General features: G+C 45.4%; 26 protein-coding genes and 1 pseudogene. 12 read left to right on the top strand and 15 right to left on the bottom strand.

The genetic code is table 11. From position 1 onward, the window contains the following. The first annotated feature begins 14 nt into the window (after window positions 1-14). Window positions 15-1472: a ribosome biogenesis GTPase Der gene (gene der / locus WH96_RS13735; RefSeq protein ID WP_047764767.1), complete on the top strand. Its 1458-nt coding sequence runs from the start codon at window positions 15-17 to the stop codon at window positions 1470-1472. Window positions 1473-1547: 75 nt separating this feature from the next. Here the strand turns inward: der and WH96_RS21425 are convergent, their stop codons facing one another. Continuing rightward, window positions 1548-3413: a sensor histidine kinase gene (locus WH96_RS21425; RefSeq protein WP_156176808.1), complete on the bottom strand. Its 1866-nt coding sequence runs from the start codon at window positions 3411-3413 to the stop codon at window positions 1548-1550. 509 nt (window positions 3414-3922) lie between these two features. Between WH96_RS21425 and WH96_RS22770 the strand changes: the two are divergent. The 3 genes and pseudogenes from WH96_RS22770 to WH96_RS13715 all read left to right on the top strand — a co-directional run. Further along, window positions 3923-4094 (top strand): annotated as a pseudogene (locus WH96_RS22770) (methyl-accepting chemotaxis protein); the annotation flags it as partial. 241 nt (window positions 4095-4335) lie between these two features. Continuing rightward, complete coding sequence (locus tag WH96_RS13720) at window positions 4336-5283, top strand: DMT family transporter (protein ID WP_047764765.1); 948 nt, start codon at window positions 4336-4338, stop codon at window positions 5281-5283. Then, window positions 5280-5642, top strand: coding sequence for a hypothetical protein (locus WH96_RS13715; protein ID WP_047764764.1), 363 nt, complete (start codon window positions 5280-5282; stop codon window positions 5640-5642). The genes WH96_RS13720 and WH96_RS13715 overlap by 4 nt, the downstream gene beginning before the upstream one ends. A gap of 54 nt (window positions 5643-5696) precedes the next feature. On the opposite strand, the gene queG is transcribed toward WH96_RS13715, so the two are convergent. The 4 genes from queG to WH96_RS13695 form a co-directional block, all read right to left on the bottom strand. Beyond that, complete coding sequence (queG, locus tag WH96_RS13710; RefSeq protein ID WP_047764763.1) at window positions 5697-6836, bottom strand: tRNA epoxyqueuosine(34) reductase QueG; 1140 nt, start codon at window positions 6834-6836, stop codon at window positions 5697-5699. Window positions 6837-6899: 63 nt separating this feature from the next. Next, entirely contained in the window at window positions 6900-8051 is a 1152-nt protein-coding gene (tgt, locus tag WH96_RS13705; protein WP_047764762.1) for a tRNA guanosine(34) transglycosylase Tgt, read from the bottom strand. Continuing rightward, a complete protein-coding gene (gene queA / locus WH96_RS13700) occupies window positions 8048-9100 on the bottom strand; it encodes a tRNA preQ1(34) S-adenosylmethionine ribosyltransferase-isomerase QueA (RefSeq protein WP_047764761.1) in 1053 nt (350 codons plus the stop codon). Before queA ends, tgt begins: the two co-directional genes overlap by 4 nt. A 158-nt stretch (window positions 9101-9258) precedes the next feature. Further along, complete coding sequence (locus tag WH96_RS13695; protein WP_047764760.1) at window positions 9259-9897, bottom strand: hypothetical protein; 639 nt, start codon at window positions 9895-9897, stop codon at window positions 9259-9261. A gap of 269 nt (window positions 9898-10166) precedes the next feature. On the opposite strand from WH96_RS13695, the gene WH96_RS13690 reads away from it, so the two are divergent. From WH96_RS13690 to WH96_RS13685, 3 genes are read left to right on the top strand one after another with little or no spacing between them, the layout of a single operon-like run. Then, window positions 10167-11321 (top strand): O-antigen ligase family protein, encoded by a 1155-nt coding sequence (locus WH96_RS13690; RefSeq protein WP_162200157.1) that lies wholly within the window; start codon window positions 10167-10169, stop codon window positions 11319-11321. Next, window positions 11305-11709 (top strand): DUF423 domain-containing protein, encoded by a 405-nt coding sequence (locus tag WH96_RS21420; protein WP_053005913.1) that lies wholly within the window; start codon window positions 11305-11307, stop codon window positions 11707-11709. Before WH96_RS13690 ends, WH96_RS21420 begins: the two co-directional genes overlap by 17 nt. Then, entirely contained in the window at window positions 11702-11926 is a 225-nt protein-coding gene (locus WH96_RS13685; protein ID WP_047764758.1) for a sulfurtransferase TusA family protein, read from the top strand. The genes WH96_RS21420 and WH96_RS13685 overlap by 8 nt, the downstream gene beginning before the upstream one ends. Window positions 11927-11974: 48 nt before the next feature. Here the strand turns inward: WH96_RS13685 and WH96_RS13680 are convergent, their stop codons facing one another. The 10 genes from WH96_RS13680 to rpsF form a co-directional block, all read right to left on the bottom strand. Beyond that, on the bottom strand, window positions 11975-12697 hold the full coding sequence (locus WH96_RS13680; protein WP_047764757.1) for an SDR family NAD(P)-dependent oxidoreductase: 723 nt from the start codon (window positions 12695-12697) through the stop codon (window positions 11975-11977). A 9-nt stretch (window positions 12698-12706) separates the two neighbouring features. Further along, window positions 12707-14164, bottom strand: coding sequence for an amidophosphoribosyltransferase (gene purF, locus WH96_RS13675; RefSeq protein WP_047764756.1), 1458 nt, complete (start codon window positions 14162-14164; stop codon window positions 12707-12709). Between the two features lie 34 nt (window positions 14165-14198). Next, window positions 14199-14888: a CvpA family protein gene (locus WH96_RS13670; RefSeq protein ID WP_047764755.1), complete on the bottom strand. Its 690-nt coding sequence runs from the start codon at window positions 14886-14888 to the stop codon at window positions 14199-14201. A 22-nt stretch (window positions 14889-14910) separates the two neighbouring features. Then, a complete protein-coding gene (gene radA, locus WH96_RS13665) occupies window positions 14911-16323 on the bottom strand; it encodes a DNA repair protein RadA (protein ID WP_047764754.1) in 1413 nt (470 codons plus the stop codon). 67 nt (window positions 16324-16390) lie between these two features. After that, window positions 16391-17218, bottom strand: a complete 828-nt coding sequence (locus tag WH96_RS13660) for an ABC transporter ATP-binding protein (protein ID WP_047764753.1) — start codon at window positions 17216-17218, stop codon at window positions 16391-16393. After that, the gene (locus tag WH96_RS13655; RefSeq protein ID WP_047764752.1) at window positions 17215-17988 is read right to left on the bottom strand and encodes an MlaE family ABC transporter permease; all 774 of its coding nucleotides are present in this window, start codon (window positions 17986-17988) and stop codon (window positions 17215-17217) included. Before WH96_RS13655 ends, WH96_RS13660 begins: the two co-directional genes overlap by 4 nt. Before the next feature lie 270 nt (window positions 17989-18258). Beyond that, window positions 18259-19785, bottom strand: coding sequence for a replicative DNA helicase (locus tag WH96_RS13650; RefSeq protein WP_047764751.1), 1527 nt, complete (start codon window positions 19783-19785; stop codon window positions 18259-18261). 184 nt (window positions 19786-19969) lie between these two features. Then, on the bottom strand, window positions 19970-20536 hold the full coding sequence (gene rplI, locus WH96_RS13645) for a 50S ribosomal protein L9 (protein WP_047764750.1): 567 nt from the start codon (window positions 20534-20536) through the stop codon (window positions 19970-19972). Between the two features lie 15 nt (window positions 20537-20551). Next, window positions 20552-20809, bottom strand: a complete 258-nt coding sequence (gene rpsR / locus WH96_RS13640) for a 30S ribosomal protein S18 (RefSeq protein WP_047764749.1) — start codon at window positions 20807-20809, stop codon at window positions 20552-20554. A gap of 12 nt (window positions 20810-20821) precedes the next feature. Further along, complete coding sequence (rpsF, locus tag WH96_RS13635) at window positions 20822-21289, bottom strand: 30S ribosomal protein S6 (protein ID WP_047764748.1); 468 nt, start codon at window positions 21287-21289, stop codon at window positions 20822-20824. A gap of 414 nt (window positions 21290-21703) precedes the next feature. Here rpsF and fabD point away from each other — a divergent pair, with 414 nt between their 5' ends. From fabD to mltG, 5 genes are all read left to right on the top strand, one after another. Next, window positions 21704-22645: an ACP S-malonyltransferase gene (gene fabD / locus WH96_RS13630; protein WP_047764747.1), complete on the top strand. Its 942-nt coding sequence runs from the start codon at window positions 21704-21706 to the stop codon at window positions 22643-22645. A gap of 89 nt (window positions 22646-22734) precedes the next feature. Further along, window positions 22735-23475, top strand: coding sequence for a 3-oxoacyl-[acyl-carrier-protein] reductase (gene fabG, locus WH96_RS13625; protein WP_047764746.1), 741 nt, complete (start codon window positions 22735-22737; stop codon window positions 23473-23475). A gap of 186 nt (window positions 23476-23661) precedes the next feature. Next, entirely contained in the window at window positions 23662-23898 is a 237-nt protein-coding gene (locus WH96_RS13620; protein WP_046507651.1) for an acyl carrier protein, read from the top strand. A 77-nt stretch (window positions 23899-23975) separates the two neighbouring features. Further along, window positions 23976-25238: a beta-ketoacyl-ACP synthase II gene (fabF, locus tag WH96_RS13615; protein WP_047764745.1), complete on the top strand. Its 1263-nt coding sequence runs from the start codon at window positions 23976-23978 to the stop codon at window positions 25236-25238. Between the two features lie 52 nt (window positions 25239-25290). Beyond that, window positions 25291-26253, top strand: coding sequence for an endolytic transglycosylase MltG (mltG, locus tag WH96_RS13610; protein WP_245629492.1), 963 nt, complete (start codon window positions 25291-25293; stop codon window positions 26251-26253). Window positions 26254-26460 lie beyond the last annotated feature (207 nt).

The raw sequence follows: 26460 nt of genomic DNA, 5'->3' as shown, positions 1-26460 counted from the left end.
AGAAAGACAAAAAAATGACTTTTACAGTCGCTATAGTAGGTCGTCCGAATGTTGGTAAATCTACGCTTTTTAACCGACTTGTTGGAAAGCGTCTTGCCCTTGTTGACGACCAGCCTGGAGTAACACGTGACCGGAGAGAGGGTGATGCCTACCTTTTCGATTGCAGGTTTAAAATTATTGATACGGCAGGGTTGGAAGAAGCCTTTGATGGTAGTTTGGAAGCACGTATGCGCAGACAAACTGAACGTGCTGTCGAAGAAGCTGATCTTGTTATTATGGTTATTGATGCCCGTGTAGGTGTTATGCCAATTGATGAGCACTTTGCGAAATATCTGCGCAGAGGAAAAACTCCCATCGCATTGATGGCAAACAAGTGTGAAGGAAAAGTTGGTGAAGTGGGGCTTTTAGAAGCTTATTCTTTGGGACTTGGCGAGCCTATTCCGTTTTCAGCAGAGCATGGTTTGGGCAGCAGTGATCTGTATGATGTCATCAAAGAACATATGACACGGGCTGTGGAAGCAAGTGCATCATCGGAAATATTTGAGACGTCAGAAGCTAACCATGAGAATGAAGTTGAACTCGACGATCAAGGTGATTTCGATGACGTTGACCTTTCAGAAGATGATTTTGAAGATGATGAAGACAATCGTGGACCGCTTCAGCTTGCCATTGTTGGTCGTCCGAATGTTGGTAAATCAACGCTGATCAATAAGCTGATTGATGAAGATAGATTGCTGACGGGGCCAGAAGCTGGGATCACACGAGATGCGATCTCTATTGAATGGGAATACCGGGGAAAACATCTTAAGCTTGTTGATACAGCAGGGCTGCGTCGTCGATCAAAAATTGAAGACAAAGTAGAGAAGCTTTCTGCTTCAGATACTATTCGTGCGCTGAAGTATGCCCAGGTTGTTGCGTTGGTTCTGGATGCTGATGGTGTTCTTGAAAAGCAAGATCTTACAATTGCAAGAACTGTGATTGACGAAGGTCGTGCCCTCGTTATCGTTGTGAATAAATGGGATACCTGCAAAGACAAAGACGCAGTTATGCAACGCGTGAAAGACCGCCTGCAAACTTCTTTGCCACAAGTCAAAGGTATTCCTGTTGTGACAATATCTGCTCTTAAAGGGCATAAGCTTAACAAAATGCTGGATACTGTCTTTGATATTTACGATGTTTGGAATATTCGTCTACCAACAGCTGGGTTAAACAGGTGGCTTGCTGAGTTGATTGAACGGCATCCTCCGCCTGCCCCGGGTGGACGTCGCATTAAATTGAAATACATTACACAAGCCAGAACAAGACCACCTACTTTTGCGATCTCTTGCTCCTTACCAGAAGATCTGCCTGCATCATATACAAGGTTCCTGGAGAACAATCTCCGTGAGACCTTTGACATGCCTGGGGTTCCCCTTCGTATGCATATGAAGAAGGGTGATAATCCTTATGCGGGTAAGAAAAAGAAGAACTAACGTTGACAGTACGTAGTTTCGATCAATAAAAAAGGCTCCGTATTGGAGCCTTTTTTATTAGGGAAATTTTTATATTTAAGCACTACCGATGGATTGATTTAGAAGAGTATCACCTTCTACACGGGGGACTACTCTGGATGCTGGAAAAGTGATTGTTGCAACTGTGCCCTTGTTGATTTCACTGTCTAATCCGAGTTGGCCGTCGTGTTGTTCCATTAGTGACTTAACAAGTGGTAATCCCAAACCTGTTCCTTCGAAAGCACGTGTCATTGGTGTATCCGCGCGAATAAAAGGCTCTAAAATTCTTTCCAGCTCGTGTTTAGGAATACCGATCCCGGTATCTTTAATGAGAATACTTAGACTATTGTCATTATTTTCCAGCGCCTTGAGCGTAACTTCTCCACCCTGTGGAGTGAACTTTACGGCGTTTGATAACAGGTTAAGAAGGATCTGCTTTATTGCTCTTAAATCGGCGCGAACAAAAGGCAGGTTATCCGGAATATCCAGCGTAACAGGCACAAATTCAGAGGAGCTTTGTCCGACAACCAGTTTGTGGGCTGCGCGGGCTGTTTGCGTTATATCAACCGTTTCATCCTGTAACTCAAATGCACCGGCCTCAATTTTTGAAAGATCGAGAATATCATTGATCAAATCGAGCAGGTGGGTTCCCGATGAATGGATATCTTGGCAATAGGATTTGTAGTGCGTGGAACCTAGAGGTCCCATCAATTCGCCCTTCATAATTTCCGAAAACCCGAGAATAGCATTCAGCGGTGTTCTGAGTTCGTGGCTCATGTTTGCCAGGAATTGAGATTTTGCTGTATTTGCCTGGTCTGCAATTTCTTTAGCACGACGGATCTCTCGCTCTTGATTTTTCAAAGGCGTAATATCTGTGGCAAGAACAACAATTTCCCGTGCGGGTGTTCGACGGTGATTAAATTGAAGCCAAGTACCGTTACTTAAATGTAAAATCATACGCTCTTGCAAGGATTCATGACTTGCACAGGTCGCTTTGATGAACTCTTCTTCTCTACCTTCTGTGCCTACAAAATCACCAGCATAAACAAGTTCACGTACCTGATCTTCGAAACGGGAGCCAAGTGTTATGATTCTTGCGCGCTTTGCTGAAATGTTTCGGTAATTACTGTTACAAAGTACCAGTTTATCTTCTTGATCATAAAGAGCAAAGCCTTCTGACATCGTCTCAATCGCCTGTGTCAGTTGAGCTTCAGATCGCTTGGCGCGAAGTTCTGATGCCTTTACTGCAGCTTCGTAAGCCGATTGTTTTTGTAATAGATCATTATAGGCAGTCACGACGGCACCAAGCTCGTCATTTGAAGTCCAGTTAACCGCAACTCGATTCTTATGCTGTTTCTCGGTTTGGATTGATTCCAGTAAGAGTTTAAGTGGGACGCCAATATAAGAATTCGCACCTAGAAAAGTCAGGGCAGATAAAACGAGTATGGTAACAACCATAACCAATCCATCAAAGATCAATCGCTCTTTGATCTCTGCAGAAATCAATGCATCGTGGAACAAGACTTTTACAGTTCCAATTGTTTCCAGACGATCAAAAGAATTATGTTTGATTTCTGTTTCTCTTGAAAGCGCGGCATCAACAATCTGAGCATCTTCACTTGTTAGTTCAGCAAGGATGAGACCATCGGTGTCATAGACCTGGGCAGAGTGGAATTCTGGGTTTCTCGATAGAGCAAGCAAAATAGCTTGTATAGAGTCCAGATCGTAATTCCACACAGGGGTCGATAAGGCGGTTCCCTGAATGTCGACCATTTTATCCAGACGCGTTCCAAGCTCGGAATTCAGTTTGTGAATATTCCGACTTTCAAGGACCGTGAAAAGGAGCAGTAAGCTGATGCTGATCAACGGAATATAGATCGATAGCAGCTTCCCGCAAATGGAGTTGCGTATATTTAAATTCAAACGGCGCTCCACACCCAAACGTATCAATACTTTACTAATAATTTTGCCAACTAGTTTAATGTAACTCAACCAGCTTTTCTTTAGCAAAGACCTTCCCGTAACCTAGCACTATCCTCTTAAGCAAAAATGAATGGATACTGCTTCATGATAGTCACTTATACAGAACAAAAGATTGTTACGGGAGTTTTTTCAACCAATAGAGACAATTTGTCATTAATTATCTCGTATTCCAAGTTTTTGTTTTCATATGCCGCTTTTTGTTTCTGGTAATGATGGAAAATTCAATAGTTGCTATTTAGTACAGAGAAATATGTTGTTGAGTTAAATATTTTTCTAAAAAAATGTTATTTTTAAAGTCTGGTTAATCTCACGTTAATAGCGATTTGTTATCAGTGTGGCTTAAGTCTAACGGGAGCACGAGTTAAATGAATCCAAACAAGGGCGCTATTGAGCAAAGTATAGATAAGATTTTTGATGAAATCGCTCAACTTAGTATTGAAATTGAAAATGTAGGACAGGTTGCCCAACAAATTGACGCTATTGCCCGTCAGACAAACCTTTTGGCTTTGAACGCTACGATTGAGGCCGCTCGTGCTGGTGATGCAGGGAAAGGTTTTGCCGTAGTAGCAGGGGAAGTGAAGCAACTGGCAGGACAAACCAGTCAGGCTACAACTGAAATTGGTGGTATTGTTCAATCACTTTCTTCTCATGTTGAGCAACTGAAAACCATAAGCACGAAAGCGCGAGATGGATTGCCATCGAATGAAATCTCTTCGGATATGGGAATGGGAGCTTAGAGTTAAGTAACACCTTAGCTTGATGCCGAAATAGATGAAGTGCTGCTATAATCAGATAGCGATTGCCTTTATCTTAATTTCTTGAAACATTGGGGGTGAATTAAAACTCCCAATGGAACCTTTTTATGCTGTCAGATAAGCCACAGCTCCATCAATACATACTTCTTGTTATGCTCGGAGCGATATGGGGGAGCTCTTTTTTCCTAATTAAGGTTACTCTGGAAAGTATTTCCCCGGTTACACTTACAGCTTTTCGTCTTTTCTTTGCGTTTCTTGTTTTGACGAGCTTGATGTTCGTTTTGGGGAAACGTTTCCCCAAGGATGCCAAAACTTGGCGATATTATATTCTGATAGGTATTACGGGTAATATTCTACCATTCGTTCTTATTTCTTGGGGGGAACTGCATATTGATTCTGGCCTGGCTGCCATTTTAATGGCTGTTATTCCTCTGACTGCTTTATTGATCGCCCATCTTTGGACTGAAGATGAAAAAATGTCTCTCCCAAAATTTATGGGCACAGTTATTGGGTTTGGCGGTGTTATTCTTCTTATGGGACCAGAAGCTTTGAATGGTTTGGGAGATTCTGTTTTGGGGCAGCTTGCAGTTGCCTTCGCCAGCTTTTGTTACGGAGCAAGCTCTGTTTTTGCCCGAAAGGTTGGGCTTGTTAAACTGGATCCGATTGTGAATGGATCAGCAATATTGCTTTGTGCATCTGTAATGGCTTTACCAATGGCCTTTATTGTTGAAGACCCGATGTCTCTTGAGCCGACCATGGTAAGTATTGGGGCTCTTTTTATGCTTTCCATACTATCAACTGCGGTAGCTTATATTATCTTATATTATCTTTTAGGTGCTGTTGGGGCGAGCTTTACGGCTTTGAATAATTATCTGGTGCCAGTTTTTGGAATGATTTGGGGATACTTGTTTTTGTCCGAAAGCTATGAACAGGAAGCATTTATTGCTTTGGCTGTAATTTTGCTGGGGATCATTATTACGCAGGTAAAAGGAAAATCGGCCAAGAGGTTAATGAATAGATTTGCCGTAAGTAAAAAAGCGGGAGAAGAAGTTTGAAAATTATAAAATTCAGTTGGCATTGGGCCTTGATACTGTCTGCCGTTGGTTCACTTGTCGGATGCGCAAATGAACCTATTAAAGTTGAAGCCTCTCGGCCTGTGGTTAAAGCTGTTTCCAAGGGGGCGCAAATTTACGGGAAGAACAAATATACTCCTTGGGGATTTGGGGTTTGTTACGGTCAAAGCCTCAACGATCCGGCACAGGTTCTTGCTTTTGCGAAAGAAACATGCGGTGATGGGCGTATAGAGCTTAGAGGGGAAGATCTTCTTTGGAATGGGTGCCCGATGTTTCAAGGCGCACGGGCTTCTTTTGTTTGCTATCCTCGAGGTCCAAGGCCCAGCCCTGTTGGCGGATAGATTTTTTAACATGTTTGCCAATTGATAATGAATGATTAATCCGGGGAGTGAGCTTTATTGCCACTCGTCCAAGACATTGACGTCAGGTTCATCGTTTTTATGTTCAAGCTTTAAATCTTCGAACTCTTGCTTGTCGAGTAGACGCCTCATCGCCCAAACTGCCATCGCCCTTACATAGGGTGATGTATCTTTCAAAAGCGGCATGATGCGTTTTGCGATAGATTTGTCACCAGAGTTGCCGATACCGATCAGGACGTTCCTTATGAATCGATCTCGTCCGATACGTTTCACTGGGGAGCCAGAGAAAACCTGACGAAAAGTTGCATCATCAAGCTCGGCAAGATCAGCCAATCGTGGTGCGGTTAACTCAATCCTTGGAAAAACATGTTCTTCGCTGGTTACTTCTGCGAACTTGTTCCAGGGACAAATAGCTATACAGTCATCACATCCATAAATGCGATTGCCCATTGGGGCGCGAAACTCTTCGGCGATATGTCCGTGATATTCAATTGTTAGATAAGAAATACAGCGTTTTGCATCCAGAACGTAGGGGGAGGGAAAGGCGTCTGTTGGGCAGATAGATAAGCATTTGTTACAGCTACCGCAGTGATCTTCCTCGTGACGATCTGTTTTTAGGTCCAGATCTGTGTAAATTTCCCCCAGGAAGAGCCAAGATCCGTATTCTCTGGAAACCAGATGAGTATTTTTGCCTTGCCAGCCAATACCGGATTGGGCCGCGGCAACTTTTTCAAGTACGGGGGCAGTATCGACGAAAACTTTGACCTGACATTCCAAGTTTTCAACCATCCATCTAGCCAGAGCTTTCAGGCGTTTTTTTATAAAATCGTGATAATCTTTGTTCCTTGCATAGACAGAAATATTACCACGATCATCAAACTGGAGATTTGCAAGGGCGGGCTCTGCCGGGCCATAATTGACTCCCAGAACAATAATGCTTTTGGCATCTTCCCACATTGCAGTTGGATCTTCGCGCCACTCTATTCTGTTTTCCATCCATTCCATGTCGCCATGGTATCCCAGATCTAGAAAGGTGCGGAGGTTTTGTTGGTTTTTCTCGTTAATTTTAGCAGGCGAAAATCCAACAGTATCAAATTTGAGCTCAAGAGCTTTTTGACGAATTGCTAAAGCAGGGTCGAGCAGGGAAGTCGAGCTTTTATTTGATTTTTTGCTCATCTTCTTCCTTCCCTTCTCCTGTATGTCCCGATCTGATTAAAATAGTATACAGCAGTTGCTAATTTAATCTAATGCTGGGATATCACCGCCATCCTGCTGCTTGTGAAATTCTTCCTGAAAAGCCTCAAAAGTTCCTGCTGCGATGGCGTCTCTCATGCCAGCCATAAGTTCTTGGTAATAAGCAAGGTTGTGAATGGTCAGCAGAATGGGGCCGAGCATTTCTTTTGCTACGAAGAGATGACGGAGGTAAGCACGGCTAAATTGGGTACAGCATGCACATTTACACTGGTCGTCAACTGGGCGATGGTCATCCTGGTGTCGCTTATTCCGCATATTCAATGCGCCGCGACGAGTAAAGGCCTGTGCATTGCGACCAGAACGGGTTGGCAGCACACAGTCAAACATATCAATGCCCCGGGCAACTGCACCAACCAGATCTGCTGGTTTTCCTACCCCCATCAGGTATCGCGGCTTGTCTTCAGGCAGATGGGGCATTGTATGATCGAGAACTTCGAACATGACTTTTTGACCTTCACCAACGGCAAGCCCGCCGACAGCATAACCTTCAAACCCGATATCTATGAGCGCTTCTGTTGATTCCTTGCGCAAATCTTCATAGGTTGACCCTTGCACAATACCAAAGAGGCCATACCCATCCCTGTCAATAAAAGCTTTGCGACAGCGTTCTGCCCAACGCATGGAACGACGCATGGAAAGAGCCGCTTCTTCGTGTGTCGCAGGATAGGGCGTACATTCGTCCAGAACCATTGTGATGTTGGAATCCAACAGATGTTGAATCTCCATCGATCTTTCTGGTGTCAGATTGTGTTTACTGCCGTCAATGTGAGACTGAAATTTAACGCCTTCTTCTGTGATCTTTCGAAGGCCGGAAAGTGACATAACCTGATAACCACCTGAATCAGTAAGGATCGGATGCGGCCAATTCATGAATTTGTGTAGTCCGCCATGACGATCAACCAGCTCGGCTGTCGGGCGCAGCATAAGATGATAGGTGTTGCCAAGAACAACTTCTGCGCCAGTAGTGCGCAACTGATCCGGGGTCAGGCCTTTAACTGTTCCTGCTGTTCCGACAGTCATAAATGCCGGGGTTTGAAAGGTACCGTGGGCAGTCGTCACTTCACCCCTGCGTGCTAGACCGTCTTTTGCCTGCAGTTCGTATCCAAATTTTGTATCGGATTTTGGCGTATTACTCATAGGTGGTCCTCACGCTGTAGAAGACTACAGTCTCCGTAGGAATAAAAACGATAGCCATTATCTATGGCGTATTGATAGGCATTGCGCATACGGTCAAGGCCTGCAAAGGCTGAAACCAGCATGAAAAGTGTCGATCTCGGTAAATGAAAGTTTGTGAGCAATAGATCAACAATTTTAAATTTATAGCCGGGTGTAATGAAAATATCTGTCTCTCCATCAAAGGGATGCAGTATCCCATTTTGATCAGCGGCACTTTCCAGCAATCTTAGGGCTGTTGTTCCGACGGCAATAATGCGCCCACCGTTTTCGCGTATTTTGTTAATATGATCGGTGGTTTTTTGGTTCAGATAACCGATTTCACTGTGCATCTTGTGATCGCGAAGATCATCAACCTTCACTGGAAGGAAAGTACCAGCACCCACGTGGAGAGTAAGCGTAATATGTTCAATGCCTTTGGCATCGAGAGCAGACATTAATCGGTCTGTATAGTGCAAACTTGCTGTGGGTGCCGCAACGGCACCACGATATTTGGCAAAACGAGTCTGATAATCCTCGGCATCCTGTTTGTCTGATCCTTTTTCCCGTTGAATATAGGGGGGGAGAGGCATTTTACCATGTTCTTCCAAGTGAGGATATAATTCTTCGGGCGTAAGATCAAAGCACAGCAGGACTTCACCGCCATCCAATTTGTTTTCTACTTTTGCGGTGAAACCATCAGCAAAACGAACAACATCATCCGGTTTTAGTTTTTTCGCAGGCTTGGCGAATGTCCACCACCGCGCACCACCATCTGTTGAAGGAGGCTCTTGTTTATGAAGTGTAACTTCAATACCAGCTTCACCACGTTTGCCTTTCAGGCGGGCAGGAATGACTTTGGTGTCATTAAAAACGAGTAGATCGCCGGGTTGTATAAGGTCAGGTAGATCAAGCATTCTATGATCTGTCAGATTGTTCCCAACAGAGAGAAGCTTCGCCATATCACGAGGATTTTCCGGGCGTTGAGCAATCACGTTACGAGGTAATTCAAAGTCAAAGAGATCAGTTTTCATTTATCTATTCCTGTGGCCCTTTGAGTATTTTTAACAATACCAGAGCAAATCGAGCCGATAGGTAGCAGAAGAAAACCAAATACGCAAAGGGATGAGCATCGATAACAGCTATGATTTAAAGGAATATGTAACAAGAAAAGAGTAAGAACGAGCCGTCCTTACCTGGTTTTTTCAACGGGCTCTTTTACGTTATATCTAAGGCCGTATCCAACACGTTCTTTGGAAACACCTTCAACGTAGTGGTAAGGGCGTTTTTCAATACCAGAAAAATTTCGTCCGCGCATCAGAATCATCACACCGGGTTCTGCTGTATAACGACGGGCGTTATTTTTCTCTCGATCGTCACAGATATAAAAGCCTGCTTCTCCTGATAATGTTAAAATGGCAATCACAGCTTCGAAACAAAGAAGATCTCGATGTGGCGTGATGCCTTTCGATCCTTCTTTGTAAATAAGCGCAGCCTTATCGTTAAAGGAAAAGGGAAGGGCGTACGGAGCTGGCTGAAACAGAGCAAAAGCTTGATTTATTTGCTCTTCCAAAGCCGTTTGGTAATCATCGAGAATGCTAGGTTGATCAAAATTCATTGCAATTTGAAAATCTTGCTCAACTTCTTTCCCTTTAGGGCCGACGACAGGCGTACAGGCCCGGAAAGGCAACTCAGTAACTGCGTTGAGCATCTTTTGGCAGCCTTCATGATCAACTAAAGGAAAGGCTGCCACACCTTCTTTGGGGAGAAGCTTCATTGCCTGAGCAAGTGAATGAGGAGAGGTTAAGAAGTGTTGTGTAAAATCAGACATAGGAATGCTCTGTAATCAAAAATGAATTTGAATACACTATAGTATGATTTTATTTTGGTGGATGCGACAGATTGCGGCACTTCTCTGTGTAATATCAAGGTTAGTGCTGGATCTTGATGACTGTACAGTCAAAGAAAAGCTGTCTATAGATAGTGCTCGTTTTTCCGCCTGTTAAAAGAAATGTTAAATGTATGAATAGTCACCTATTACGACTGTTTTTTTTCGCTGTCCCCATCGTCAGTGTTTTTAGTTCTAATGCTCTGGTACCGTTGGTTGTTCTTGTCGGTGTCTTAACAGCAATTTTTAGTTATTTAGAAAACAATATATTTCCTTCATTTACAGGAAAACAAATTTGTTTGTTTAGTGCGTTTTTTGGTTGGATTTCTATTGCATCTCTATGGTCGATTAATCCGATTGAAGCATTAAAGCTTGATTTACGCTTAGTGGGAGTGACTATCGCAGGCCTGTTGTTACTAAACGCTGTTGAGGCACAGGGTCAGGAAACAAAACGCCGCATTGCCAAAGCACTCCTGGTCGGCGTCATTCTTGCGTGCATATTCTTGCTTGTTGAGTCTCTTTTGAATGCGCCGATTACCAAAACGATAAAAGGAAAAGAGCTTGATGCGACGATGAACCTATCACGATTTAACAGGGGAGCATCATTCCTTGGTATATCTTTATGGCTCGTCTTTGTAATTTATTCAAAGAAATTCTCTTTTATATGGAAGCTATTATTTCCTATTTTGCCGCTTGCCCTGCTTTATTTTGCGCCGAGCGAAAGTTCGCTTCTGGCTGTTGTACTAGCTGCGGTATGGTATTTAGCCTTCTGTACGTTTCCCAAGGTCGGCTTTAGAGTGCTTCCGGTAGTTCTGATTATATCTGTGCTTTCTATGCCCTTGGTAACACGTTATGTGGAACCGCTTTATGATGCTCAATCATCACAATCTATTCCTTTTTCAGCGAAGCATCGGTTTTTTATTTGGGATTTTGTGAGCAGTCAGATATTGGAAAATCCGATTAGAGGGTGGGGGTTTGATTCTGCCAGGGATTATCCAAACAATGGTGTAGAGAACTATGTGCATGTTAATGCAAAAGGGGATCAGCGTGCTTTAGAAGGGCGAATTATCTCGCTTCATCCGCATAATTTCGCGCTGCAAGTATGGTTAGAGCTTGGGCTTATTGGTGCAATTTTGGTCTCTATAATCATCTGGATGGTATTTGGATACCTAAAATCACGACAGCTTGCTGAGAGAATAGAAATTCAGGCAATGCTTGTTTCGACCTTTATTGTTGCCTTGCTGGGGTATGGCATCTGGCAAAATCGCTGGTTTGTTATGTTCTTTATCTTTGCTGCGATGCTCCCGTTGATTCAGAAAAAAGAAGATAAGGAGATAATAGGTGAGGTTGATGAATATGGGGCCTAATTCGGTAAGATTTTTTATTGCCTATGCTGCTCTATGGGGCGCGATTTGTGTGGCTGTAAGTGCTTATAGCGCTCATGGTTTCGATGGAGATGAAACGCGTATGTTGTGGGCAGAGACTGGCAGCTTCTATGGTTTGGTTCATACTATTGGAGTTCTTGTTCTTGTTGGATTTAGCCTATTACAGCAAAATCATTCAAAGCTTCCTGTGATCGCTTGTTCTTGTTTCTCTCTTGGACTTCTGTTTTTTACGGGGGGGCTTTATATTAAGGCTCTTGCTGATATTTCTCTTGGTGGCCCCTTTATTCCTGTCGGCGGCAGTTTATATATTTTGGGATGGCTTATAACTGCGCTTTATGGCGTGAAATTTGTGGGAAGAGAAAATGTCTGATCACTTTCTTGATGCAACAGGATTAAAATGCCCTATCCCGGTGTTACGTGCGCGCAAGGCAATGAAACCGTTGGCTATCAACGATGTGCTGGAAATTCATGCAACGGATCCCAGTGCCGAACTTGATTTCAAGAGTTTTTGTGAGACAACCGGGTACGAACTGATTTCTTTTCAAGAGCAGGGTGATGTACTGGTTATGCAGATCAGGAAACAATAATGTTCTCTGTCCTAAGTATGTTGTTTTACTCAGGACAGAGAATTAAAACTATTCTTCTCTAAGATCTATAAATTGGCCGTTCACAGTACAATCGACTGAGGCCAAATCGACAAAAGTGTCGGTGATTTCTTCTGGTGTTCTTAGCGTCATTGGATCTTCGCCAGGAAAAGCTTTTTCCCGCATTGTTGTTCTGATCGGCCCAGGTGAAATCAGGTTGGCTTTGACGTTGGTTTTCTCAATCTCACAGGCATAAGATTGCACTAATGTATTCAGTGCAGCCTTAGAGGCTTTATAAAGGCCCCAATATGCTTTCGCTGTTGATCCTGTGGTGACAAAAATCGCACGGCCAGCCTCTGACTTTTTCAACAAGGGATCAAGGCTTCTGATCAGGCGGTAATTTGCGGTCACATTGATATCGAATGTTTCCTGCCAAATCTTTGGTTTAATATGCCCGACCGGGGACAAAGGGCCAAGCGATCCTGCATTTCCAACAAGAATATCAAGCTTGCCATAGCGATCATAGAGAGATGCTCCAAGTTGATCGAGACCATCCATGTTTTTCAGGTCATGAGGAATAAGAACGGGATTTTTACCACCTTCCGAGCGAATTTCGTCATCTACTTCTTCAAGAGCACCAACCGTTCTTGCCATAAGGAGGAGCTGAGCCCCTTCCTTTGCATAGCGTTTGGCGACTGCACGCCCAATACCGCGGGAAGCGCCAGTAATAAGCGCAAGGCGGCCCTCAAGCCGTCCATTAGTTACTTCACTCATAAAAAGGTCCTACCCGGCTTTCTTTGGTTTCATAAAACGCGGTACATCGACAACATGATCTTCGTAGTCATCAATTTGTGTTGGGTAGTGTCCGGTAAAGGGAGCATCGCAGTATTGAGGAGCATCCGGATTACGGCCTTCTTGCCCCATTGCCTTGTACATACCGTCAATTGACAGGAAGGCAAGGCTATCAACACCGATGTGAGCAGCCATTTCATCCAGATCCATCTGGGCTGCCAGCAGCTCTTTGGACTGAGAAATATCAATGCCGTAGAAGTAAGGATAGCCGATTGGGGGTGAGGCTATACGCATATGTACTTCTTTTGCGCCTGCAGCTTTGACCATCTCGACAATCTTGATAGAGGTTGTGCCGCGAACCAATGAATCATCGACCAGAATAACCCGTTTACCTTCAAGAACCGCTTTGTTGGCATTGTGCTTAAGCTTTACCCCAAGATTTCGGATTTGTTGTCCTGGCTCAATAAAGGTACGCCCGACATAGTGATTGCGAATGATGCCCAGCTCAAAGGGAACGCCGGATTCTTGCGAGTAACCTATTGCGGCTGGAACACCTGAATCAGGTACTGGAACTACGACATCTGATTCGACATGACTTTCCAGTGCCAGTTCTTTGCCGATGTTTTTACGAGCTTCATAAACACTGACACCATCAATGAATGAGTCTGGACGCGCAAAATATATATATTCAAAAATACAGGTCTGCTGACGGGTTGGCGGAAAGGGGCGTAAGGATTGAATGCCGTCATCAGTAATGACAATCATCTCTCCGGGATCAACGTCCCTGATAAAGTCGGCACCGATAATGTCCAAGGCGCAGGTCTCGGATGCGACGACATAACCGCCGTCGAGTTCACCAAGAACCAGTGGTCTGATCCCGTGGGGATCTCGCACGGCGATAACACCTTCCTTTGTCATACAAAGAAGCGCGTATGCACCTTCAATACGCTGTATGGCATCTGTGACTTTACCAACAATGGTGTCCTGAATAGAGGTCGCGACGAGGTGCAAAATAACCTCGGTATCCATTGTTGATTGGAAGATTGATCCGCGCATGACCAGTTGATCACGAATTTTTTGTGAATTGGTCAGATTGCCATTATGACAAAGTGCAAAGCCACCATCGTGTAGTTCAGCGAAAAGAGGCTGTACATTTCTCAGGGCTGTTTCGCCTGTGGTGGAATAGCGCGTGTGACCGATGGATACGTGCCCTTTCAGGCGCTCGATAACTTCCTGTGATGAAAAGTTATCCCCAACCAAGCCCAGGGCACGGTGATTATAAAATTCATTACCGTCGTAGCTGATGATACCAGCAGCTTCCTGCCCACGATGTTGCAAGGCGTGCAAACCAAGGGTAACCAGAGCAGCAGCTCCTTCATGCCCGTGAACAGCATAAACGCCGCATTCTTCGTGGAGTTTATCATCATCATGAAAATCTTCGAGTGTCATGGCTTTCGCTTTCCTGAACTCAGTAATAAATCCGTTATTCGCTGCCACTTACGGCATCGATGGTTTTTTGCATTTGAGAGCGCATCTCGTCGTTATAGCCTGATGAATCTTCGCTATCTGACGAAGATTGTGATTCCGGGCTAATTAAACGCTGATAAGTCTGTGTCGCGTTATAAGTCTGTCGTGCCGCTTCAGCTTGTTTTAATACCTGTTTGATCGTCTCATTATGAAATTTTTCAGGTAAAGCTTTTACTAATATAGCTGAAGCCTGTTGAATTGAGGCGCGGGTTTTCGCACGTTCAACGTCTTCGGGCCAACCTTCTTTTTCAGGCATGAGGAATACAAAAAGCGCAATCCAGGTGATGCTGACTATAATACCGCCACGTACTAGGCCGAATAAAAATCCGAGAGATCTGTCCAAAGGACCAAAAGTGCTTTCCCTTACATGGCGGCAAATAGCCCTGATCATCACCATGAAAAGTCCAAGTGTAATCACGAAAAGAGCAAAGCCGGTAACGATTTCAGCAACAAAAGGGATGTTTATAAATTGTTGCACATAGGGGAGCAGAGGATGGAAAGTCCACAGTGTGACAAAGCCTGCCCCAATCCATGATGCGACCGATAGGACTTCGTGCACGAATCCTCGAAACAGAGCAAAAAGACCTGAGACGACAATGATGCCTATAACAGCGACATCGAAGAGCGAGATGGGTAAGTTTTCCATCAATACCTAACAATTTTGCCGGTTAGCCACCTGCAGCCTTCTTAACTGATTTAGCTGCAAACAGCGCAACCAGATCCTGCAGATGTTCAATCTGCCTTGTATCTAACCCCGAAGCAGCTTTATTACAATTCTTCTTTGCACGGATTGGCGGAATTATTGCATTTTTAAAACCAAGCTTTGTCGCTTCTTTCAATCTGCCTTCAGATTGATTGACGGCTCTGATTTCACCCGACAGTCCAATTTCCCCAAATACTACAGTATCTTCCGGAACTGGAATGTCCATTGCCGCCGATATTAATGCTGCAGCTACAGCCATATCTGCGGCTGGTTCACCGATACGTAATCCACCTGCAACATTCAGGTAAACTTCATTTCCTGCCAAGACGAGACCACATCTCGCTTCAAGGACGGCCAAAATCATTGCCAGACGACCAGAGTCCCAGCCTACGACTGCGCGTCTTGGGTTCGCTTGTTGCGATGGCGAGACGAGGGCCTGTATTTCCACAAGAACAGGGCGTGTGCCCTCTAGCCCAGCAAAGACCGCTGCACCGGTAACATTCCCGCGCCGTTCTGCAAGAAAAAGGGCCGAGGGGTTGGAAACTTGTTCCAATCCCTGTTCTGACATTTCAAAGACGCCGATTTCATCGGTTGGACCGAAGCGGTTTTTTACAGCACGTAAGATCCTGAAATGATGTCCGCGTTCTCCTTCGAAGGTCAGAACGGTATCAACCATGTGCTCCAGAACTTTCGGTCCGGCAATCACGCCTTCTTTTGTAACATGCCCAACCAGTAAAACACTGAAGCCTCTGGCTTTGGCAAGTTGGATCAACTCCTGAGCTGAAGCGCGAACTTGTGACACTGTACCGGGGGCAGAATCCAGACTGTCGACAAACATCGTTTGGATGGAATCGATGACAACGACTTGCGGGGCATCGTGTTCATCAAGTGTGGTCGCGATATCGCGGACAGAAGTAGCCGAGGCAAGTAAGAAATCATCGCCCTTTAAGCCGAGACGTCGGGCGCGCAACCGAACTTGATCGATGGCCTCCTCGCCAGAAATATAGACACATTTAACACCGGCATTCGTTGTCAGTGCCGCCAATATCTGGGTCAGGAGCGTGGATTTACCGATTCCCGGATCTCCGCCAATTAAAACAGCAGAACCGGGGACTAATCCCCCGCCGCAAACTCGATCAAATTCCTGATTTTTGCTCACCATTCTGGGGACAGGTTTACTTGTTCCTTCAAGGCTCACAAATTCAATCTGTTTGCCTTTACGAACGTTTTTTTTACCAAGTCCACCAGGAACTGGGGAAGAGGATCCGGCTTCTTCTGTGATGGAGTTCCATTCGCCGCACGAATCACATTTCCCTGACCACTTGGCGTAGTCAGCGCCGCAGGATTGACAGACATAGCGAATTACAGGGCGGGCCAAAATAATCTCCTGAATTTAGAGTGTCGCCTAAATAGTCTTATTCAGTCCAGATAGACCTGAAACAATATCAACCTGCAGCACGATCACTATTAGTAAAACTGATTTTTATCGGACCATCCAATAGTCCGTTAATAAATTGATGAACGTAAGGGTTATCTGTTTTTTCCAGCTCATCCGTGGGGCCGACCCAGGTGATTTTGCCGTCATAAAGCATGGCAATCCGGTCTGAAATCCGCTTGGCTGAGTCCATGTCGTGGGTAATTGTTAAGCCTGTTGCGCCAAGCTCTTTTACTGATTTGACGATCAGTTGGTCAATTACATCCCCCATAACGGGATCAAGGCCTGTTGTGGGCTCATCAAAGAAAAGAGTTTCGGGTGTTGTGGCAATCGCGCGGGCCAAGCCGACTCTCTTTTTCATGCCACTTGATAGCTCGGCTGGAAATTTTGCGGCAAAGCGTTCACCCAGTCCGACAGCGGAAAGTTTTTCAAGTGCGATCTGGTGCGCTTCCTTTTTGGGAACGCCATGAGCTTGTGTTAAGCCAAAAGCAACGTTGTCCAAAATGGAAAGAGAATCAAACAGCGCTGCGTATTGGAATAGCATACCAAATTTGCGGCGTACCTGTTCCATGTCATCACTACCAAGGCCAACAATCTCTTGCTCGTTAATTTCGATACTGCCAGCGTCAGGCCGTAAGAGACCGAGCATGCATTTCAATAAAACAGATTTTCCTGTTCCTGAACCGCCGATAACAACAAGGGATTCGCCGGCATAAACATCCAGGTCCAAATTGTTCAGAATGACCTTGGGACCAAAGGCTTTGGTCAAACCTCTAATTTTTATTCTGATGTCTTTGCCAGTTGTATTTGGGTCGATTGTATCTGTTTTGTTGTTCATATTGAGAAAAACAACTCAGTGATGATGTAATTGAAGACAAGAATCAGAATTGAGGCGGATACAACGGCATTTGTTGTCGCAGCCCCGACTCCTTGTGCGCCTCCTCTTGAATGAAAGCCGTGGTAACAACCCATCAAGGTAATCAGAAATCCAAAAACAGCAGCCTTGACCAACCCAGAAATCACATCAAGGTTTTCCATGAAATCGATGGTGTTCTTGATATAGGTAGCAGGGTTAAATCCAAGTTTATGGACGGAAACCAGATATCCCCCGAAAACACCGATTGTATCAGCTACAAGCACGAGGAGAGGGAGTGTTAAAACCCCTGCAATCACACGAGGAACGATAAGGTATTTAAAGGGGTTTGTTGCCAAGGTGTAGAGGGCGTCAATTTGTTCTGTAACCCGCATTGTACCGATTTCGGCAGCCATGGCGGCGCCAACACGACCCGCAACCATTAAGCCAGCCAATACGGGGCCAAGCTCACGGGTGATCGAGACAATAACAACGTTAGGAATGGCGCTTTCAGCCGAGAAACGCGCGAAGCCCGTATAGCTTTGTAATGCGAGCACCATGCCAGTAAAAATTGCGGTCAAGCCTACAACAGGCAAAGAGTAATATCCAACCTCAATCATCTGTTTGAGAATGAGTTTGGGATAAAAGGGAGGGCGAAAACAATGTGATATCGCTGTCCCGGCAAAAATGGAAAGGCGCCCAACAATCTCAAAAAAACGTAGAGTAAGATTACCAAGAGGTTGTAAAATAGGCATGCAGTTTACCGTTTGTAGGTGTTGTTTTAGAGAGTGATCGATTGAGATGTAATGAAAAACAGTGCATTTGGGCATTGATGCCCAGTACGAATTTTCCTTCCCCCTTAAGGATCTGTCCATTTATGTTGGTGAGATAGCGTTACTCCGATGCTTTATGATTGAAAAGTATAGAACACGCATCACCATTGGGTAGGCACAATACCCAAGGCGATCTTTTGCGTCAATCAAGGTCGCGGCAAAGCCTTGGGTTATTTACTTTAATTTGTGTGGTTAGTAACTTTCCGGTAACTGATCTTCCTCTGCCAAGTCAGAGAATTTTGTAAACTCACCGTTAAAGTGGAGCTCGACAGAGCCGATTGGACCGTGCCGTTGTTTCCCGACAATCATCTCTGCCTTGTTGCGAGCCGCATCTAGGCGAGCTTCATGATTGGCGAGTTTTTCGTGGAACTTATCGGTTGAATCATCCGCACCTTGTCCTGGCTTTTCACGGGCAATGTAATATTCGTCGCGATAAAGGAAAACCACGACATCTGCATCCTGCTCAATTGAACCGGATTCGCGTAGATCTGATAATTGCGGGCGTTTGTCTTCACGTTGTTCTGTTTGACGGGATAGCTGGGAAAGAGCGATGACAGGTACGTTCATCTCTTTTGCAATCCCTTTTAGTCCACGGGAAATTTCTGAAACCTCTTGAACACGACTGTCGCTTTTTCCGCCGGGGGCGCCGGACATCAACTGAAGGTAATCGACGATAATAATATCCAGTCCATGTTGTCTTTTAAGACGTCTTACCCTGTTGCGAAGGCCTGGAATCGTTAGGTTCGGAGTGTCATCAATAAAGAGTTTGTAGTTCGAAAGGGCTCGACTGACTTGAAATACGTGCTCGAACTGATCTTCGGTTAGCTCTCCTTTACGCATCAGATGTGATGGCGTTTCCGCCGCAGAGGACAAGATCCTGCTGGCCAACTGATCAGCTGACATCTCGAGAGAAAAGAAAGCAACAGACATCGGAATGTCAACTTCATCACCTTCGGCATTGTGACCAGGTTTTGTCGCTTGTGCGATATTAAAAGCGATGTTTGTCACAAAGGCTGTTTTACCCATGGATGGACGAGCGGCAAGAATAATCAAATCAGAATGATGGAAGCCACCAAGAAGCTTATCAACATCACGAAGGCCACTTGAAACGCCTGAAATACCATCGCCCTGTTTCATCGCGACATCAATGTAGTTCATCGAGACGGCAAGAGCATCGGCAAACGATGTGAAACCACCCTCGGTTTGGCCTTCTTCTGCCAAACGATAGAGCTTTTGCTCTGCCCCTTCGATTTGCTGGGTCGCAGAAAGTTCTAGCTCGTGCGTGTGGGCGTGATTAACGACCTCTTCGCCGAGGTCAATTAGCTCTCTACGGATGTAGAGATCATGTATGATCTTGCCGTATTCAGAGGCATTGATGATTGTAACAACATTGCTCTGAAGTTCAGCCAAATAGCTGGTACCCCCAAGCTCTTCGAGATTGCCGTTACTGGCAAAAAAGTTCTTGAGTGTCGTGGCGTTTGCCAACTGTCCCCGTTCAATCAGTGTTTTACAGGCGTGATAAATCTCAGCATGAGCAGGGTCTGCAAAATGGATGGGAAGAAGAAAGTCCGAGATTCTTTCAAAGGCTTTGTTGTTTGACAGAACAGCGCCTAACAGAGCTTGCTCTACCTCGTAATTATGAGGAGGGGAGCGGAGTTCTGGTCCGTCATCAAAGGGGATGTCTGAAACATCAAAGGGTGGAATCGCGTGATCTTCCATGGCCTCGAATCTAGAAAATTATTACCAACAAACGTCTGATTACATCGGTTTCTTTTTCCCGGTCTGGGGCAAAGAAAGAGCGCAGAGGAATGTAGCTCTTTAGGGGAGAGAAGTACAGGTTGGAAATGAAAACGGCACCTCGAAAGGTGCCGTCTCATGAAACTCAAAAGTGAGAAAAGAAGACTTACGCTTCTGTTTCTTCTTCTGTGCTTTCTTCTTCAACTGCTTCTGCAACAGCTTCACGTTCTTCAGCAGCTTCCTCGTTAGAAACAGCGCCGCCAGAGCTAAGCTGTAGCTCAGCTTCTTCAGCAGAACGTGCAGTGTTAACAACAATGTTAACGGAAACTTCTGGGTGCAGAACAACTTTAACGTCGTGCAGGCCAAGAGTTTTGATAACTTTGTCGAGAACAACCTGGGAGCGGGCAATAGTAATGCCAGCTTCAGTAACTGCTTCAGCGATATCACGAGTGTTTACAGAACCGTAAAGCTGCCCGGAATCACCAGCCTGACGAATCAGGGAAACAGTAAGACCTTCAAGCTTGCCAGAAACCTGTTGGGCTTCATCGCGACGCTTGAGGTTATCTGCTTCCAACTGAGCACGCTGGTTTTCGAAGTGTTCAAGATTTGATTTTGTTGCGCGCATAGCTTTCTGCTTTGGAAGCAGGAAGTTACGAGCATAACCAGGTTTCACGGTGACAACATCACCCATTTGACCAAGTTTTTCGATGCGTTCTAGAAGGACGACTTGCATGATAAAATCTCCTTCTTACCCGATCAAGTATGGCAATAGAGCAAGGAAGCGAGCACGTTTGATAGCTTTTGCAAGCTCGCGCTGTTTCTTTGCAGATACTGCAGTTATACGACTTGGTACAATTTTACCGCGCTCTGAGATGAAACGCTGCAGAAGACGTGTGTCTTTGTAATCGATCTTTGGAGCATTTGCACCAACGAACGGGCAGCTTTTACGGCGACGGTTAAACGGGCGACGTGAACCAACGCCCTGGCTAACGATTTGAACGGCCATGGTTTCTCTTCCTTAGCTAGCTGTTGCTTCACGAGGGGCACGATCGCCACCCTCACGAGGAGGACGACCACCACGATCACCACCGCGGCCACCACGATCACCGCCGCGGTCATCACGACCACCACGACCACCACGACCACCGCGCTCATCACGGCTGCCACGGTTTTGCATGACTACAGAAGGTTCTTCTTCAAGTACGTCAACTTTGATAGTCAGTGTACGAAGAACATCGTCGTTCAAGCGCATAACGCGTTCCATTTCCTGGACCGCTGCAGAAGGAGCATCGATGTTAAGAAGAACGTAATGACCTTTGCGATTTTTCTTAACGCGATAGGCCATGTTACGGAGACCCCAGTATTCGGTCTTAGCAACAGAACCACCATTTTCGGTGATAATAGCAGTAAACTGCTCAGTGAGTGTATCGACCTGAGAGGACGAGATGTCCTGACGAGCGATATATACACATTCATAAAAAGCCATAGTTACTCCTCACGGCTTTGTGGGTAGAGGAAAACCTTTACCCGGAGCTGGTGTCCTTGTTTCCGCTAGAGGTCACCAGCAAGGAGTTGATTTAGTGCGGATTAACGTGCGGAATATAGCGATCTTGTTGCGGGGGTCAAGCTCTATAGTGCGCGGTATGCATAACCTGTTGAAATTAAAAGGTTGTGCCTGTGGTGTAGTGCTGTGTTTTTAACTCGGTGAATAATTAGATATGCCGAGCGTTGCATAATCATCTCTGGAAGGCTATTTCTGGGGCAACACAATACTCTGAATGTTGTTTGCTCATTAATGGACTAAAACCTAAGTCACTTGGTAGAGCAAAAAAGTGTGTAACGAAAATTGTAATACTACGCGTTACGCCACAACATCAGCGCGTTTAATAAGGAGTTTATAATGAAGCGTGCATTTGTTTTTCCCGGTCAGGGATCGCAGGCCGTTGGTATGGGGAAAGAACTCGCAGAAGCTTTTTCAGTAGCTCGCGAAGTTTTTGAAGAAGTTGATGAGGCTCTTGGGCAAAAGTTATCAATGCTGATGTTTGAAGGGCCGATTGACGAACTCACGCTTACTGAAAATGCCCAGCCTGCTTTGATGGCTGTAAGTACTGCTGTTACTCGCGTATTGCAGAACGAAGGCAATTTATCCCTGAGTGATCACGCCTCTTTTGTCGCGGGACATTCTCTAGGTGAGTATTCAGCTTTAACAGCGGTTGGCACTGTGGAACTGGCTGATGCAGCGCGCTTGCTGAAACTACGCGGCCAGTCTATGCAGCAAGCCGTTCCTGTAGGGGAAGGTGCAATGGCAGCACTTCTCGGACTTGATTTTGAAGACGCGCAAGCTGTTGCAGAAGAAGCTGCACAGGGTGAAATTTGCTCTGCTGCGAATGATAATGCCCCGGGACAGGTTGTTGTTAGTGGTCACAAAGCTGCGGTTGAACGTTCTTTGGATATTGCGAAAGCCAAAGGCGCGAAACGTGCTGTACTCCTTCCTGTATCTGCGCCTTTCCATTGCTCGCTAATGGCGCCCGCTGCGGATGCTATGGCCGAAGCTTTGGCCGCTGTCACATTTAAATCTCCATCTGTGCCGGTTGTTTGTAATGTTTCTGCCGATATGGTTACGGGTCCTGAAGCGATTCGTGAATACTTGGTTCAACAGGTAACGGGTGTTGTTCGCTGGCGTGAGTCCGTGCTTTATATGCGCGCAAATGAAGTCGAGCAATTGATCGAACTTGGTGCTGGGAAAGTATTGAGTGGTCTCAATCGTCGTATTGACAGGGATCTAACTTCTGCAAACGCGGGAACCCCTGAAGAAATAGAAAATCTGTTAAAGAGCCTTTAAAAATATAAAAAGTCGAAGATCTGGTACTTGGTCTCATGCCTGAAATTGAGTACCCTTCTGCGCACAAATATTGATCTTAGGAGTATAGGATGTTTGATCTTTCCGGTAAGACAGCACTTGTTACAGGTGCTTCTGGCGGTATTGGTAGTGCAATTGCCAAGGCGTTGCATGATCAGGGGGCTGTTGTTGGCCTTTCTGGTACCAGAGTAGAAGCGCTGGAAAAGGTAGCTGCTGAACTTGGCGGTGATCGGGTTCACGTTTTACCCGCGAATCTTTCTGATGCTGATGCGCCAGCTGATTTGGTGAAACGCGCTGATGAAGCGATGGGGCAACTTGATATCCTGGTAAACAATGCAGGGTTGACCCGTGATAATCTTGCGATGCGACTGAAAGACGAAGACTGGGATACTGTTCTTGCTGTTAACCTTACAGCTAGCTTCCGTTTATCCAAAGCCTGCCTTCGCGGAATGATGAAGCGCCGTTGGGGCCGTATTATCGGGATTACCTCTGTGGTTGGAACAACGGGTAATGCGGGGCAAACTAATTACGCGGCGTCGAAAGCAGGCTTGATCGGGATGAGCAAATCTCTTGCTCAGGAAGTTGCCTCACGTGGAATTACGGTTAATTGTGTAGCGCCAGGGTTCATTGCAACGGCAATGACGGATGTTCTGAGTGATGACATCAAAGAAAACCTTCTGAGTAGTATTCCTTGCGCAAAGTTAGGCTCTCCCGAAGATATTGCGGCTTCGGTTGCCTACCTATCAAGTAATGAAGCTGCTTATGTGACAGGCCAGACCTTGCATGTTAATGGCGGAATGGCCATGATATAATCAGCATTTGACCCTCTGGCGTTGAATCTTTATGAAAGATAAACGATTAAGAGCGTTGGCAAGCCGCCTTAAAGTATGTTAAGAGGCGGCGCTTCTCTGTATTTAGCAGGGTATTAATAGAAATTCAGGCCTTAGGGTCGTTAGTAAAACCGCCGAAAGGCGATAAATAGTTAAGGGCTAAAGTTTATGAGCAACGATGTCGCTGATCGCGTAAAGAAAATTGTAGTTGAACACCTCGGTGTTGAAGAAGCCAAAGTTGTGGAAAGTGCAAGCTTCATCGACGATCTTGGTGCTGACAGCCTGGATACTGTCGAGCTCGTTATGGCATTCGAAGAAGAGTTCGGTTGTGAAATTCCAGACGATGCTGCTGAGAAAATCGTAACAGTTCAGAACGCTGTCGATTTTATTTCAGAAAACGTTTAATCGTTTTTAGAAGTATATAACGCCGGGGAACTCCCCCGGCGTTTTCGTCTTTAATAGCGTAGAGACTTTTTAGAATCATGCGTCGTGTCGTTATAACCGGTCTTGGTATGGTATCCCCGCTTGGATGTGGTGTTGATCATATATGGTCACGCATCATCAACGGTGAATCAGGCCTAGGTAAAATTACTCAATTTGAGGCGTCTGATTTGGCGTGTCAGATTGCAGGAGAAATTCCTGTTGGCGAAACTGCTGACGGTTACTTTAATGCGGATGATCATGTCGCAGCAAAGGATCGCCGTAAGCTTGATCCTTTCATTGTGTACGGTATTACCGCTGCTCAACAAGCTATTGAAGATGCAAGCTGGAAGCCTGAAGATGAAGAGAGCTTGTTTCGCACAGGTGTGATGATTGGCTCTGGTATCGGTGGCCTTCAAACCATTGCAAATGGCGCGGTAATGATTGAAGAAAAGGGACCGCGCAAGCTTTCACCTTTCTTCATTCCTTCCTCCTTGATTAATTTGATTTCCGGTCATGTTTCTATCCGTTACGGATACAAAGGACCGAACCATTCCGTTGTGACGGCCTGTTCAACAGGTGCACACGCTATTGGTGATGCTGCACGTTTGATCCAGATGGATGATGCTGATGTGATGGTTGCTGGTGGTGCTGAAGCTGCTGTGTGCAGACTTGGAATTGCTGGTTTCTGTGCATCCCGTGCATTGTCTACTGGCTACAATGAAACACCTGAAAAAGGATCACGCCCTTGGGATAAAGGACGTGATGGTTTTGTTATGGGCGAGGGTGCTGGTGTGGTTGTGCTTGAAGAGCTTGAGCATGCAAAAGCACGTGGAGCAACAATCTACGGTGAAGTCGTTGGTTATGGTTTGTCCGGTGATGCACATCACATTACAGCACCACCACCCGATGGGAATGGTGGGTTCCGTGCAATGTCCGCAGCATTAAAGCGTGCGGGTATTAACGCTGGCGATGTGAATTACATCAACGCTCATGGTACTTCTACGCCTTTGGGGGATGAGATCGAATTTGGGGCAGTTAAACGCCTGTTCGGTAATAACGAAGACGTTTGCATGTCATCAACCAAATCAGCGATTGGCCACCTGCTGGGTGCTGCTGGTGCTGTTGAGGCGATTTTCTCTGTGAAGGCAATCAAAGAAGGTGTGGTCCCTCCAACACTTAACTTGGAAGACCCATCTGACGAGTGTCAGGGAATTGACTTGGTACCTCTCGAGGCGCAGGAACGAAAAATTGATGTTGCGCTATCCAATTCTTTTGGATTTGGCGGAACCAATGCAAGCCTAGTGCTTAAAGCATTCAGATAAATTCACCTAAGCTGTGAGTGAAGAACGAAAAGTATCTACGAGGCCCTCTTTCTTGAAGTGGGCCTCGCTTGTTTTGGCCCTGGGAATTATGGGGCTGTCCATTGTATTATATATGGGGCAACAGGAGTTTCTGGCGCCAGGGCCTCTCAAAAAAGATCTGACGATTGTGATCCCAAAAGGATCTGGGCTAGAGAGAATCTCTAATATACTGAAAGATGAAGGCGTTATTCGCGAGCCACTTATCTTTCAATTGGGTGCACGCTATACGAAAAAAGCAAGGAACTTAAAAGCCGGTGAATTTTTGGTGCCGGCTGCTGCCTCAATGCTGGATATAATAGAAATACTGGAAAATGGGAAAGCTGTTAGTTATTCGGTTACGATCCCAGAGGGAAAGACATCCTTTGAGATTGTCGAAATACTACGAAGTAATCCTGATTTAGTTGGCGAAATTACTGATGTTCCAGAAGAAGGTAGCCTTTTACCTGAAACATATCTTTTTGTTCGTGGGGATAGCCGTCAATCGATTCTGGATCGAATGAAACGGGCGCTGGAGCGTAATCTTGATAAGTTGTGGGACAACAGGCAGGAAGGTTTACCGCTCAAGACCAAGGAAGAGGCTTTGGTTTTGGCATCCATTGTCGAGAAGGAAACAGGAATTGCGTCGGAAAGACCGCTTGTTGCGGGAGTTTTTATCAATCGCTTGAATTTTAAAATGCGATTACAGTCTGATCCGACAGTAACCTATGGTATCACCCTTGGCACGAAACCCTTAGGGCGTGGTCTTACCCGTAAAGATCTGAAGACACCAACCGAGTACAATACCTATACGATTGACCGTCTTCCGCCTAAGCCAATTGCAAACGTCGGATTATCTGCGCTAGAAGCTGTTACACAGCCCGCAAAAACAAAATATTTGTATTTTGTTGCCGACGGTACAGGGGGACATGCATTTGCGCGTAACCTCAAAGAGCATAACAAAAATGTTCGCCATTGGCGTTCTGTGAAAAAGAAATAGACATAGGTCATTCTTTCTTTGCATAGAGTTATGTGGGGGGCTATTCCAAGTGAAAACCTATGATTTTGAGTGAATCATGTTGGTTATCTAAATTTACGTTAAAATGTGATATCATTAATTTTTAACGATAGTTATGCAAAAACACGATGATTACTTGACCTTTTGTAAATGTTGAGTAGTTTTGCGACACGCACAAATGCGGTATAA

The organism is Kiloniella spongiae (assembly GCF_001026905.1).
Taxonomy (GTDB): domain Bacteria; phylum Pseudomonadota; class Alphaproteobacteria; order Kiloniellales; family Kiloniellaceae; genus Kiloniella; species Kiloniella spongiae.
Note: the sequence above shows the minus strand (reverse complement) of the source record. Positions and strands in the feature narration are given on the sequence as shown.

Bases quoted from the DNA above. Each gene is read 5' to 3' on its own strand.
- purF (WP_047764756.1), bottom strand. From the start codon at position 14,164: ATGACACTCGAAGATTTTCATGATGATGATAAACTCCACGAAGAATGC.
- WH96_RS13695 (WP_047764760.1), bottom strand. From the start codon at position 9,897: ATGTCTGATTTTACACAACACTTCTTAACCTCTCCTCATTCACTTGCT.
- WH96_RS13685 (WP_047764758.1), top strand. From the start codon at position 11,702: ATGTCTGATCACTTTCTTGATGCAACAGGATTAAAATGCCCTATCCCG.
- rpsF (WP_047764748.1), bottom strand. From the start codon at position 21,289: ATGGCTTTTTATGAATGTGTATATATCGCTCGTCAGGACATCTCGTCC.
- queA (WP_047764761.1), bottom strand. From the start codon at position 9,100: ATGAAAACTGATCTCTTTGACTTTGAATTACCTCGTAACGTGATTGCT.
- WH96_RS13655 (WP_047764752.1), bottom strand. From the start codon at position 17,988: ATGCCTATTTTACAACCTCTTGGTAATCTTACTCTACGTTTTTTTGAG.
- fabG (WP_047764746.1), top strand. From the start codon at position 22,735: ATGTTTGATCTTTCCGGTAAGACAGCACTTGTTACAGGTGCTTCTGGC.
- WH96_RS21420 (WP_053005913.1), top strand. From the start codon at position 11,305: ATGAATATGGGGCCTAATTCGGTAAGATTTTTTATTGCCTATGCTGCT.
- rpsR (WP_047764749.1), bottom strand. From the start codon at position 20,809: ATGGCCGTTCAAATCGTTAGCCAGGGCGTTGGTTCACGTCGCCCGTTT.
- queG (WP_047764763.1), bottom strand. From the start codon at position 6,836: ATGAGCAAAAAATCAAATAAAAGCTCGACTTCCCTGCTCGACCCTGCT.
- rplI (WP_047764750.1), bottom strand. From the start codon at position 20,536: ATGCAAGTCGTCCTTCTAGAACGCATCGAAAAACTTGGTCAAATGGGT.
- WH96_RS13620 (WP_046507651.1), top strand. From the start codon at position 23,662: ATGAGCAACGATGTCGCTGATCGCGTAAAGAAAATTGTAGTTGAACAC.
- WH96_RS13670 (WP_047764755.1), bottom strand. From the start codon at position 14,888: ATGGAAAACTTACCCATCTCGCTCTTCGATGTCGCTGTTATAGGCATC.
- WH96_RS13720 (WP_047764765.1), top strand. From the start codon at position 4,336: ATGCTGTCAGATAAGCCACAGCTCCATCAATACATACTTCTTGTTATG.
- WH96_RS13660 (WP_047764753.1), bottom strand. From the start codon at position 17,218: ATGAACAACAAAACAGATACAATCGACCCAAATACAACTGGCAAAGAC.
- der (WP_047764767.1), top strand. From the start codon at position 15: ATGACTTTTACAGTCGCTATAGTAGGTCGTCCGAATGTTGGTAAATCT.
- fabF (WP_047764745.1), top strand. From the start codon at position 23,976: ATGCGTCGTGTCGTTATAACCGGTCTTGGTATGGTATCCCCGCTTGGA.
- WH96_RS13680 (WP_047764757.1), bottom strand. From the start codon at position 12,697: ATGAGTGAAGTAACTAATGGACGGCTTGAGGGCCGCCTTGCGCTTATT.
- fabD (WP_047764747.1), top strand. From the start codon at position 21,704: ATGAAGCGTGCATTTGTTTTTCCCGGTCAGGGATCGCAGGCCGTTGGT.
- WH96_RS13650 (WP_047764751.1), bottom strand. From the start codon at position 19,785: ATGGAAGATCACGCGATTCCACCCTTTGATGTTTCAGACATCCCCTTT.
- tgt (WP_047764762.1), bottom strand. From the start codon at position 8,051: ATGAGTAATACGCCAAAATCCGATACAAAATTTGGATACGAACTGCAG.